Annotated in this window: 9 protein-coding genes; 1 reads left to right on the top strand and 8 read right to left on the bottom strand. The window is 62.2% G+C overall.

Going from position 1 to position 12521, the window contains the following annotated elements:
- Positions 1 to 89: 89 nt before the first annotated feature.
- From QQK16_RS02765 to QQK16_RS02735, 7 genes are all read right to left on the bottom strand, one after another.
- Positions 90 to 590 carry a DUF2199 domain-containing protein gene (locus QQK16_RS02765; protein WP_284194894.1) on the bottom strand — a complete coding sequence of 167 codons (501 nt, stop codon included), beginning with the start codon at positions 588 to 590 and terminating at the stop codon, positions 90 to 92.
- Complete coding sequence (locus QQK16_RS02760) at positions 590 to 1924, bottom strand: deoxyguanosinetriphosphate triphosphohydrolase (protein ID WP_284194893.1); 1335 nt, start codon at positions 1922 to 1924, stop codon at positions 590 to 592. The genes QQK16_RS02765 and QQK16_RS02760 overlap by 1 nt, the downstream gene beginning before the upstream one ends.
- Positions 1925 to 2065: 141 nt before the next feature.
- Positions 2066 to 3694 (bottom strand): isovaleryl-CoA dehydrogenase, encoded by a 1629-nt coding sequence (locus QQK16_RS02755; RefSeq protein ID WP_284194892.1) that lies wholly within the window; start codon positions 3692 to 3694, stop codon positions 2066 to 2068.
- Between the two features lie 234 nt (positions 3695 to 3928).
- Positions 3929 to 4099: a YodC family protein gene (locus QQK16_RS02750; RefSeq protein ID WP_284194891.1), complete on the bottom strand. Its 171-nt coding sequence runs from the start codon at positions 4097 to 4099 to the stop codon at positions 3929 to 3931.
- Between the two features lie 212 nt (positions 4100 to 4311).
- Positions 4312 to 8949 (bottom strand): beta strand repeat-containing protein, encoded by a 4638-nt coding sequence (locus tag QQK16_RS02745; protein WP_284194890.1) that lies wholly within the window; start codon positions 8947 to 8949, stop codon positions 4312 to 4314.
- Between the two features lie 234 nt (positions 8950 to 9183).
- Entirely contained in the window at positions 9184 to 9498 is a 315-nt protein-coding gene (locus QQK16_RS02740; protein ID WP_284194889.1) for a DUF6916 family protein, read from the bottom strand.
- A 59-nt stretch (positions 9499 to 9557) separates the two neighbouring features.
- Positions 9558 to 10214, bottom strand: coding sequence for a phage tail protein (locus tag QQK16_RS02735; RefSeq protein ID WP_284194888.1), 657 nt, complete (start codon positions 10212 to 10214; stop codon positions 9558 to 9560).
- A gap of 478 nt (positions 10215 to 10692) precedes the next feature.
- Between QQK16_RS02735 and QQK16_RS02730 the strand changes: the two genes are divergently transcribed.
- Entirely contained in the window at positions 10693 to 11466 is a 774-nt protein-coding gene (locus QQK16_RS02730; protein WP_284194887.1) for a substrate-binding periplasmic protein, read from the top strand.
- 140 nt (positions 11467 to 11606) lie between these two features.
- Here QQK16_RS02730 and ftsX read toward each other — a convergent pair whose 3' ends face one another.
- Entirely contained in the window at positions 11607 to 12512 is a 906-nt protein-coding gene (ftsX, locus tag QQK16_RS02725) for a permease-like cell division protein FtsX (protein WP_284194886.1), read from the bottom strand.
- Positions 12513 to 12521: the final 9 nt, after the last annotated feature.

The raw sequence follows: 12521 nt of genomic DNA, 5'->3' as shown, positions 1-12521 counted from the left end.
GGATTTGATTTGCGGGAATTCTAGCACGCGCGCCGCCGCAGGCTTGGCAGGACGGCGTTGTGGTTTTTCCGCATATGTGTGCTTGCGACCTAATCGTGCATCATTAGCGCGTAGAGTTCTGCCGCCCGCTCTGGGCTTATCCCGCTTCTCTGCTCCTGCGCCAGCGGGTGGTCGGTAGGTTCCAGTTCGATATAGGGGCGTATGCCATCATTGCGCAGGTGCACCCGGGTTTTCAGGTTGATGGTATTCGGGTACGGTGATAGGTGGGCGTTCAGCCAGCCGAAGAACGGGCCGAGATGGCCTCTTTCTGCGAGATCGAATGCACCGCGCCATGTTTGGTAGCTAGCCTCGCTAAGTGATACCCAGACACCCCAGGAAAAGGGCTCGATTTCGCCATGGACTGGTATTTCGATGCAGCCCCGTACAAAGAACGACGCTTTATCAATGATGCAATCATCGCTGCCTAGGTCACAGCGGGTTTCGCGCTCATTTTTGGGGATGGCGTAGTAACTTATCGGCGCGGCTGCATCGAAACTTGGCATGCCATGATGAATCTCGCCACAGCTCTGGCAGTGAAATTGGAATCCCATTATCTACCCATCCCGCCCACCTGTTGGGCCAGATAGGTGGCGTAGTTGTCGGTCATGCCGCCAATGAAATCCAGCACCCGCATATAGCTCTCATACAAGGGCCATTCCTTGTTCGGCGCGTTGTATTCCATCAGGTCCAGGATGCGCTTGTTGCGGAAGCTCAGTTTGTCCGGCTCGGTGCGCAACTGGTAGGCGGCGCCGCAGAAGGCTTCCAGCAGGATGTCGAGGCAGGTGAAGCTGCCGACTTCGATCTCGACCTTGCGGCGATTGTTGAAGATACGGTCGCGCGCCAGTTGCTTGGCATCTCGGATGCCGTGGCGGACAAAGTCGGGGCAGGCTGCGATCAGGTCGCCCTCGTATTCGCCCCGCAGCATGGATTCGTGGTGGCGCAGGAAGGCGGCGGTGACTTCGCGCACGCAGCGATCCACTGCCTTGGAGCGCAGCAGCGACATCTTGCGCCGCACCGAAGGTGCACCGGCCACTTCCAGCGCCAGCAGGTCGTCATCGATGCCGGCCAGGCGTATCAGCATGGGGGCGATGGTCTCGAACGGCAGCATGCCTATCTCCACACCGTCTTCCAGATCCAGGATGGCGTAGCAGATATCGTCGGCGGCTTCCATCAGGTAGCTGAGCGGATGGCGGCAATACACCCCCGACCCTTTGGTGATCAGCCCCAGTTCGCTGGCAACTTCGTCCAGCAGGGACTTTTCGGCCTGGTAGCAGCTGAATTTTTCCTTGTAGCCGGCGTGCTCGCTGGTCCAGGGGTATTTGAGGGTGGCGCCCAGCGTGGCGTAGGTCAGCCGCATGCCGCCGTCGAAGCGGTGGTTCTCCAGCTGGGTTACCACCCGGAAGCCTTGCGCGTTGCCCTCGAAGGTCTGCACATCGCGGCGCTCGTCGGCGCTCAGGTTTTGCAGCATGAAGGCGTTGGACGACTGCCGAAACCAGTCGCGTATGGCGTATTCGCCGGCATGGCCAAACGGTGGGTTGCCGATGTCGTGGGCCAGGCAGGCCGCCTGCACGATGGCGCCCAGGTCGTAGGGAATGATGTGGGCTGGCAGTTTGTCGCCCAGCGCCTGGCCCACCATGATGCCCAGGGAGCGGCCCACGCAGCCGACCTCGATGCTATGGGTCAGGCGGGTATGCACATGGTCGTTCTCGGTCATCGGATGCACCTGCGTCTTGCGGCCCAGACGGCGGAACGGCGACGAGAAGGCGATGCGGTCGTGATCCTTGTGGAAGTCGGAGCGGCCTATGGCCGGGCCGGTCTCCGGCAGGCGGCGTGGTGCGCCGAGACGATCGGCCGATAGCAATTGCAGCCAGTTCATTTGCGACATGGTACGAACCCCGGTGCTTCTAGGCGAAAGAATCGCACCTTAGCGGTTTTGGCGCAGCGCCGCCATGCACAGCTGCCGCAAGCTGCCATGGCGGCGCTGCCAGTATGGGTGCAGGCAGGCTGCGCCCCTGCCTGGCAGCGGCTAGATCGCCAGTGCCCGCGCGATCAGCGCCTCCTTTGCTACCGAGGCGCCCAGGGTGCCGAAGCTTTCACCCCAGTCGCCTTCCAGCCGGGATGCCACAAAGGCCTCGGCCACGAAATCGGGCGCATGCTGCAGCAGCAGACTGGCCTGCACGGCCAGCACCAATTGCTGGGTCAGCCGGCGGGCGCGGGTTTCCAGCGCTGCGGTATCGGCAAACTGAGCCTGTAGGCGCGCCACATAGCGGTCGTAGCCGGGGTGCCGGCCCAGGGCCGGGGCCAGCTCGGCCTGCAGGACTTCGACTGTGCGGGGGCTTTTGCCTATGGCGCGTAGCACATCCAGGCACATGATGTTGCCCGAGCCTTCCCAGATGGAGTTCACCGGCATCTCGCGGTAGATGCGGGCATGAACCCCTTCCTCGACATAGCCATTGCCACCCATCACTTCCATGGCCTCGGCAGCCAACTCTGGCCCACGCTTGCACACCCAATACTTGGCCGCAGGAGTCAGCAGCCGGCGTAGCAGGGTTTCAGGTTCATCGTCCTGGGCGTCGAATGCCCTGGCCATGCGCAGGCTCAGGGTGATGGCGGCCTCGGTCTCTAATGCCAGATCGGCCAGTACGTTCTGCATCAGCGGTTGTTGGGCCAGCAGTTGACCAAAGGCGCTGCGGTGGCGGCTGTGGTGTATGGCCTGCGAGACAGCCTGGCGCATCATGCCGGTAGTGCCCAGCACGCAGTCGAGCCGGGTATAGGTGCCCATCTCCAGTATGGTGGGCACGCCTCGCCCCGCTTCGCCCAATAGCAGACCATAGGCCGCGTGGAATTCCACTTCGCTGGAGGCGTTCGATTTGTTGCCCAGCTTGTCCTTGAGCCGCTGTATCAGTACCGGGTTCTTGCTGCCATCAGGGCGCCAGCGCGGCACAAAGAAGCAGCTCAGGCCTTCCGGTGCTTGCGCCAGTACCAGGTGTGCGTCGCATTGTGGCGCTGAGAAGAACCACTTGTGGCCGGTAAGGGCGTGGCTGCCGTCTGCCTGGGGCAGGGCTAATGTGGTGTTGGCACGCACGTCCGAGCCGCCTTGTTTCTCGGTCATGCCCATGCCGATCAGGCCGCCGCGCTTTTGCGGCAGCGGCAGGTCGCGGGCGTCATATTCGCGACGGTACAGGGTGGGTAGCCAGTCACGCGCCAGTTGCGCATGCTTGGCAAGGGCTGGGATGGCGCCATAGGTCATGGTGGTGGGGCAGAGCGTGCCGGCCTCGACCTGGGCCTGCAGCAGATAGCCGGCGGCGCGCGCCACATGGGCGCCCTGGCGCGGCTGTGCCCAGGGGGCGCTATGAAAGCCCCGTGCTGCGATGCCTTGCATCAGCGTGTGCCAGGCCGGATGAAACTCGATCTGATCACGCCTGTGGCCCTTGGCATCGAAGGCACGCAACTGCGGCGCATGCTGGTTGGCCAGGCGTCCCAGTTCCAGGCTGTCGGCACGCCCCAGTTCAGCGCCGGTGGCATTCAGTTCGCCTACCGCCCAGGCAGCACCTTCGCGCTGTACGCCTTCTTGTAGGGCTGCATCGCTCTGGTAAAGATTGTAGTCGGCCAGGGCTGGGGATTGGTTCAGGACTTCGTGGGTGGGCCAGTGCATGGTTGTCTCCAGTTATGCCATGGAGACTAGCCACTCATACCAACTCAAGCAAGCGCTCGAATTTGCTGCGTATAGCCCGGCGAGGTGCGTCTATTGCTCGGCTGTTCATCAGATCATCAGAGCGGGCCGGCCGGAGGCGAAAGACTTTGAACAGGCTTCTTAGGTGCACCGCTTCGACTCGGTTGGCGGAGGCGCCGGTTACCCCTGCCCTGCAGCCTGTTACGGCGCACATTCTTACTCAGTGCTCGCCGGTTTCAGTGTCTCCAGCACGAAGTAGCCTTCGTAGCGGATGGGGCCGTCGAACCAGATGCAGAAGGCCTTCATGGCTTGTGAGAGTGATTCGACGGTCATCAGTGGTCCACCACTCTTCAGCATGACTACGTCGCCTACCTTGATAGTTGCCATTTGCTACTCCCTGAGCGTGATATGCGGCGCATGTTTTGCACCGTCATGACAATGGTATGCCAAATTGGATGATAGGTAAAAAATCGATTGCGTGGGGTGTCAGGGGGCGTGACGCCGCACGACGGGGGATCTCCTCACGGGACCATCTTGGCAGCTAAAAGAAAAGCGCCCTCCGAAGAGGGCGCTGCGTGAGTGGCCGGCCGGCGTGAGGCTTACTGCTGGCGCCTGAGCAGTTTGCTGAAGCTGGATACCTCGCCTGGCTGGTAGGTCAGGCCAAATGCCTGGGCCTGGTTGTTGGCGTAGCGCAGGTAGATGAGTTGATTGTTACCTGCCCACCAGGCGTCGTTGGCGTGCTCTGCCGGGATGGTAGAGAGCGCGTAGTCCGGCCGCAGGTAGTAGATGCCGTTCAACAGCTTCAGCTTGATACTGCCATCGTCCGCGACCTGTGCTCGGGCTTGTGGGTCGAGTGTGGCGAGCACGCTTTCCAGGGCGGTGAATTCGACGATGGCGGGGTAGATGACCTTGCAGTCACCATTGGCATCACCGTAGCGTACCCAGCCAGCGGCTGTGGTGGTAAAGCCTGGGGCGTTGCAGGCCAAGGTATCCCAACCTGGGCGGCCGGCGTAATGCTGGTTGCCCAGTTCCAGCATCAGCAGGCCGGTCTTGCCTATGGTGGCTTTGCCTTGGCCCTGGGTGAGGCGGTTGGCGAAGTCGGCATAGTCGATCAGGCCGGCGGCGTAGGTCACGATAAAGCCGCGATGGGCAACGTCATACATGCCGTCTGGCCGCCAGGTAATGCCATCTGCCTTAGCCATGTCGATATGGACGCGGCCCACGGGTACCACGGTGTAGTGTTCGAGGTTGTGGGCCAGCGTGACCACACCGGTGGTGCTGATGGGGTTGCTGTAGGCCAGACCCAGGCTGCTGATGTAGTCCTGCATATCGTTGCCGACATGGCGCAGATTGCGCTTGCTGATGCCCTGCAGTTGCGGGCTGTGCAGTTGCAGCACCAGGGTGCCGGTTGGCGCAGCTTGCGTTCTGGCATCACCCAGCAGGCCATCGGTGCCGGTGCCGGAGCCTAGGTAGGCAGCAGTCAGCTGACCCTGGCCGTTCAGCACGACAGACTCGCCGGTATAGACGATGCCATCCGGCAGGTAGGGTGTGCTGGATGCGGCTTGCTGCCTGGCCGGGGCGGCTGGGTTGGTGGAAGGCAGCCTGGCCAAGCCGGTTCGCACCGTCAGGGTTTGTTGGCCTGGTGCGCCAATCACGGTCAGGCGGCTGCCCGAGTCGGCTGCCACAGGCTGGCTACCGGCGGCGATGCCGGTGCTGCCTGATATCGGCACGTTGATCTGCACATCGCCACCTGTGACGACCAGGGCGCTGGTCTGGCCACCGCCGAGCAGATTGACAGGCTGTACTGCAAACACAGTGCCTGAGCTGCCGGGTGTCAGTGTGACGGGTTCGCTGCCTCGGCTGGCCTCGAACCTGACGGACTGACCACCCGCGCTGCTGCCCAGTAACTGCAGCGTGGAGCCGGCAACCTGCTGGGGGGTACCCAGTATGGTTACCGTGGTATTGCCGCCGGTGTTGACCACAGGGGCGTTGCTGCCTAGTGAAGTGATGGTGGTACTGGCGCCGCCGCTGTTGGCTGTCACCAGTATCAGGCCGTCGGCGGTCCCAAGGGGCTGGCCCGCCCTTGCCGAGGTGAAGGTGGCGCTGCCGCTGTTGACCGACAGCACGGGCTGGCTGCCGCCGCCGGTGGTCGGCACGTTGACGACGCCCAACTGGGTGCCACCACTGCCGCTGACGGTGATGGTGCCGGTATTGGGCAACTGCACATTGCCGATGATCACCGTGCTGCTGCCGGTGCTACCCAGGGTGATGGTGGAACCAGTGCCGCCGTTGTCGGTGACAAAGATGGTTTGATCCGGTGCGAGGGTTGCCGATCCGCCACCTGTGGGCAGGGTGTCGCTATTGCTGCTGGCGGCTGCGGTAGTCAGCGTGGCGGTGGCGACGGCTGCCACTAGGTTTCCTGCTGCGTCTTCGGCAACCAGGTACAGGGTGTAGCCGGTACTGGCGGTCAGGTTGCTGAGGGTAAAGGTGGCAGTGCTACCGGCAGGCATGACACTGCTGCTGGCAGCGGCCACCACCACGGCGCCATAGTTGACTCCCGCCTTGACTTGGTTGACGGTGGGTGCGGTGGCGCCATTGGGCACCGCTATCCAGTAGCCACGGGCCTTCTCGTTAGACGATGCCGACAGGGTGCCGCCGGTATCGGTGGGGCTGCTGGTGGCTACGCTGCTGAGTGTGGGTGCTGTGGTGTCGAGTACATGGGTGGCACCGGCCTCAGTGACCAGGCCTGCTGCATAGGTGTTGCCTGCCACATCTGCCAAGGTGGCGGGCGGTGTGACCTTAAGGTGCGCATTGGCAGCAGCATTGGGGATGTAGCTAGTCGTGCCGGCCAAGTTGACGGCTGCCAGTGTCAGGGTCACTTCGTTACCAGAGGCCAGAGCGACCGATGTGACATCGTAGGCTGGGGTGCCGCCATTGGCAGTGACGGTCCAGGCGCTACCGCTGCCCAGGGTTGCGGCATCCAGGTTCTCGCTGAAGGTCAGCACTACCTTGTGCGGGTCGGCTTGGTTGTTGACGACGATATTGGCCGCCGGCAGGCTGGGAGCCACGGTTTCGACCAGCACGGCCGCAGTGCTGCCCACGCTGTTGAGCGTGAGCGTGGCATTGACCAGGGTACTGCTCTGTATGGTGCCGCCGTTCAGGGTCAGAGCGCCGACGGCGATGCCGTTGCCGTCGGTCTCACCGGCCTGCACGGTGTAACGGAACAGGGTGGTGGTGGCCGTGGGCGAGGAGATGTAGTTGGCCTGGACGGTGGTGGCGCCTATGGTCAGGGCGATCTGCGGTGTGCCAGTGACAGTAACGTTCTGGTCCCAGGTAACGGTGAAATCCAGTTGTCTGCCTACGCCATAGCTGGCATTGGCAGGCACTGCGACGCTGGTGACGGCAGGGCCGGCTGCGGGGGTGACACTGTTGGAGGCCGCCGAGGCGGAGCCCGTGCCGGCAGCGTTGGTGGCAGTGACAGTGAAGGTGTAGGCCACGCCATTGGTCAGGCTGGTCACATTTATCGGGCTGCTGACGCCGGTGCCGGTGAAGCCGCCAGGGTTGGAGGTGACGGTATAGCCGGTGATGCTGGTACCACCGGTAAACGCGGGTGCGTTGAAGCTGACGGAGGCGAGGGTATCGCCAGCGGTTGCCGTCGCGCTGGTTGGTGCGCCGGGCGCCACAGGGGCCACGGTGAAGGAGCGGCTGACCTGGCTGGCTGGCAGGTAGCTGCCGTTGCCAGCTTCATCGGCATTGATGGTACAAGTGCCGGTGGTGACAAAGGTCAGGGCACCGCCACTGGTAATGGTGCAGACGCCTGTGGTGCTGGAGGTGAAGGTTGGCGTCAGGAGCGAATCGCTGGTAGCAGTTAGCGTAGGCGTAGTGCCGAAGTTCTGGGTGCCAGGGTTGGCAAAGGTAATGACCTGGGCGGCTTTTGGGGTGACCGAATTCGAAGCAGCCGAGGCCGCCCCCGTACCGGCCGAATTATCGGCAGTGACAGTGAAAGTATAGGCTACTCCATTGGTCAGGCCGGTCACGATGACAGGGCTAGTGGCATTGGTGGCTGTTGCGCCTCCAGGGCTGGCGGTGGCGGTGTAGCTGGTGATTGCAGCACCACCTGTTGATGCTGGGGCGCTGAAGGCCACAGATACCTGGGTATCGCCCGCCGTTGCAGTGCCTATGGTGGGGGCTCCGGGGACGACGGCGTTGACGGTGAAGGTTTGCGATACCGTGGGTGCGGCGTTAAACGAAGCGTTGCCCGCTTCGTCTGCATCGATGGTGCAACTGCCGGCGGTGACAAAGGTCAGGCTGCCGCCGCTGGTAATGGTGCAGACACCGGTGGTGGAAGAGCTGAACGTGGGGGTCAGGCTTGAGGTGGCGGTGGCAGACAGGGTGGGCGAGGTGCCGAAATTCTGAGCGCCTGGATTGGTAAACGTGATGGTCTGGTTGGCCTTTGGGGTGACCGAGTTGGATGCTGTGGAAGCAGAACTGGTGCCGATAGCATTGGTGGCTGTCACCGTGAAGGTATAGGCGGTACCGTTGCTTAGGCCGGTGACAGTGATCATGCAGGCTGTGGGACCGGCGCAGTTGCCTGTGGCGCCACCTGGGGAGGCGGTGGCGGTGTAGCTGGTGATAGCCGAACCGCCGTCGGAGGCTGGCGCGGTGTAGGTGACCGTTGCTTGCGTGTTCCCTGCCGTGGCTACAACGGTGGTGGGGGCGCCTGGGGCGGTTGGCTGGGTGATGTTGTCGAGTATGACGTTGTCGATGGCGATGGCAAAGGTGCCACCGCCTTGCTTGGTGATCTCGACGTAGGACACGCCCTGAAGCGCCGCATCGTTAAAGGTTTCCACTTCGGCACTTGTCCCACCATCGAGTGACTTGTTGACACTGCCCTTGCTGGTGGTCAGGGTGACATTGAAGCTAACGCCATCGATATCGAACCAGCTCAGCCCATCCAGATCGAAGACCGCGCCGCCTGCTACGGTCAGGGTCAACTTGGTGGTGGCAGTGCTGAATGGATCGTTGACTATCAGGGCATTGCCGGCGAGGTTGGTGATACCTCCTAGTACAACACCTTGGTCATCGACATCGACCACGTCACCTGTTGGTACGATAGTCAGTACGTCGCTGCCTACCGTATCGGTCGCGCTAACGGTGTTGCTCTGGATGTTGGCGAAAGGAAAGGTGACCTGCGCCGCCAACGTTGGTATGGCCAGCATACTGATCAAGAGCAGCATGCATAGGCTCGCCAATTGGCGCCATGGCAAGCCGCTGCTGCCGGGGTGGTCTAGCCTTGAACAGTTTGCTGTATGAGCCATGACAACTTTCCTTGCAAAGAATCGAGACGAGGGGCGGCAGCCCCCAGCCTGGATGGGCGATATAGGTTGTTACACAGTGTTGCAGTTCAGCCTGTACTTTCCATCCTTCAAATGGAGGATGGACGGTTGGTAAAACTGAGTTAAAGCAAAGCCCTAATTGAAATTGACTTGATAGCAATGCCCGTCTTGCCTACTCCCGGTCGCATGCTGCGGCGTGACCAGCACGCCCTCCAGTCGGCCTATGGCTGGGTGCGAGAGGATATACAGGCCTTGAGGAATGACGGGTGTGAGCGGCCCCAGAAAAGACAACAGGAAAGGTACGCGTGGGCTGAGCGCCGGCGCGTGCCAGGCTGGTTTCTCTATAGCAGAGATTAGTTGCAGGGCGAGGGTAGCTCCCTCGCTGTCCTGCAGCGACCAGCTTTGATTTACTGTGTGGGCGATATCGGTGTAGCGAAGTGTGTCCAACATGGTAGAGGGCCTGCGGTAAATGCGCGCCCAGCGCATGACAGGCACGGGCGCGCGGAGCATCAAGGACGGCTGGGGAAGATGCCGCTGGTGGCGATGATGTAGTTCAGGGTAACGAATGGCGGCACGATGGGTACGGTGACTGGAACGTTAACTGACACCGGCAAGGCCTGGCCGCCACCGGTATTGGCGTTTGCCACCGTACCTCCGCCAGCCGGCACGCTGACCGAGAAAGGCTTCAGGGTGGCATTGGACGCTGCTGAGCTGTAGACCTTGGCGGGGGTATTACCGGTCAGGCCTTTACCCAGCACCAAGGTATTGCCCGGGGTGTTATTGTCGGCATTGTTGGTGGCATCAACCGGGATGGCGATATCCACATTGCTACTGCCACCGCCGGGGGTGAAGGTGGCAGTATGGGTGTGTGCTGGGAGGTTGTTGACACCAATCATGACGCTACCCGAGCCGGTGGCCACGACCGTGGCACTGGCGGCACCACCGATCTGGCCCACGGTGGTCATATTCTGGGTGCCTACGGGTACCTTGCTGCGCAGGTCAGGCAAAGCAAACGTCGTTGTGCCGTTACCGCCGTAGGTTACGCCGATGAGTGCGAACAGGGCCTGATTCTGACTGATGCTGACCAACGTACCATCGCAGAGTGCCCAGCCTTGGGGCACCCAGGGTACGGGCCACAGAATGATTTGTCCGAGTATGGGATCCATCTTTCCTCCATCTAGTGGTTTGTTGCGGGTGGGAAACGGGAAGCGGCAGTAAGGGGCTTACGCCATGACCTGGGTGCAGCGCGGCAGCAATAGACGCTGGCGCCGCCGGTATCAAGCCTGGTTGCGCGCAAGGTAATGGGGGTGTGCGTGCAGTGGACGCGGGTGTTCGCAGAACCGACAGGTATGCATGACCTTCCTCCCAGACTTGGCGACTCTACCGGTGGTGAGTCGATCTCTTTTCCGCGCATCAAGCGTGATGCGTGGTATTGCGGGCTGGTGCACCGACAGCGTATGCCGGGTTTAGCCCCTACCTTGATAGTGCAGACCCGTATGGATGGCAAGGTGGCCTGTGGGGAATCGCGCGGTGAGTCTCGTCGGCGTGCTGCAGTGGTGGGCTGCAATTGTGCTGCCTGGCTGACGTGGCGGGTCTATTGTTAATCTAATTCATTCTGTTAGCTGTGGGCGGCAGGGAGGGGAGATGAACAGGCGTCAGTTTCTTGCCTGGGCTGCCTGCGCGGCCCCCGGCCTGATGGCGGTGGCCGAGCCGCTGCGGCCTGTGGTCATGGCCACGGGCGAGTGGCCGCCCTATACCTCGGCCTCGTTACCGGGCAATGGCTTGCTATGCGATCTGGTAGAACAGGCCATGGCCAGGGCGGGGGCTAGGCCGGTGTGGCGGTTTGTCAGCTGGCCCATGGTGGAGAAGCTGGTACTGGAGGGGCAGGCACTGGCGGGACTGCCCTATGTGCGTACGCAAGAGCGGGCACAGCGCTTCGATTTCAGTGTGCCCTTGCACGCAGGTCGCACCATGCTGTTCTACCGAGTGGGCTCACATGCTCAGCAGGGGCACCCCAAATCATTGGCTGAGCTGTCGCGCTACAAATTGGCCGGGCCGCGTGGCTATTGGTGGGAGGCCGAGCTGAACCGCATGGGCGCCGAGTTGCTGTATACCTCGGACGAAGCGGCGGCATTCAAGGTACTGGCAGCTGGCCGGGTGGATTTTGTGCCACAGGATGAGCTGGTGGGCTTGTCGGTGATCGCGGCGACTTTGCCGGGTAGGGGGCAGGAGTTCGGCGCCATGCCGCTGCCTGTGCCACAGGCCAATGAGCAATTGCATCTGATCCTGTCCCGGCGCTATCCGCAGGCGGCCGAGTGGCGCCTACGCCTGGACAAGGCACTCACCGAGGTGCTGGCGGAAGGGCAACTGGACAAGGCCATTGCCGCCTACAAGGCCAGCCAGCAGGCCGCGCCCTAGCATGTCTATCGCGCCTGCGGGCGGACGCATTGCGATGGCCACTGCCGACACGACATTGCTTGGCCTGGATCGTGCTCAGTGCCTTTTAAAGGTCTTCTTACCGGGTTGTTCGCAGCCTTGCCGGATGAAGTACAAGGCTCTTAGGTTTCCAGGGCGCGCAGGTGCTTGCGTACTGAGAAGATTGCCCCCATCAGGCTGAGCACCACCACCACGATCAATGCCATCAGCAGGTCATGCCATTGCGGCAGGCTCAGCTTGAACTGCTCGCCATACAGCGCCGCCAACTGGTCTACCGGGGTCGCCAGGCGCCCCAGGCTGATGGCTACCAGCCCCAAACCCACCAAGCCTCCCAGCAAGCCTTGCAAGGCAGCGAAATACAGGAAGGGGCGGCGGATAAAGCTATCGGTGGCGCCAATCAGCTTGCTGACTTCGATCTCTTCGCGGCGCGTCAGTATCTGCATCCGTATCAGGTTGGCGGTCACTAGCAGCAGGCCTGCGCCAAACAGGGCGGCGATGGTCACCGTGGCTTCGCGGCCCAGGTTGATGAACGAGGCCAGTCGGCGTGCCCATTCCGAATCCATCTGCACATGCTCTACCGCCGGGTCGGCCTTCAGCCGGTTGGACAGGGCCTCCAGCGTGGCCGGATTGCCGTCCTTGAGTGTCAGGCTGAAGGCGTCGGGCAGGGGGTTGTCGCCCAGGCCGGCAAGTAGCTCGGCCATGCCGCTGGATTGCTCCAGATCACGCAGGGCCTGCTGCTTGCTGATATGGCGTACTTCGGCCACGCCGGGCTCCTGGCCCAGCAGGGTCTTGATGCGATTGATATCGGCCTGGCTGGCGGTAGTTTGTAGAAACACGCTGGCCTCCGGCTCGGTAGGCAGGCGGCCGGCAAGCTGGCTGAGGTTGCCGACCAGGGTGTACAACCCCAATGGCAGGGCGACGGCGATGCCGACCACCAGCAGATTGAGGCTGGAGGCCAGCGGGCTGGTGGCGAACAGGCGCAGGGTGGAGCCCAGCGCCAGACGGTGCAGATTGAGCCAGTGCTTCATGCTGGGTGA

Origin of the sequence: Chitinimonas prasina (assembly GCF_030160395.1) — a bacterium.
GTDB lineage: Bacteria > Pseudomonadota > Gammaproteobacteria > Burkholderiales > Chitinimonadaceae > Chitinimonas > Chitinimonas prasina.
The sequence above is the reverse complement of the archived record's forward strand: the minus strand, read 5'-3'. Positions and strand labels throughout refer to the sequence as shown.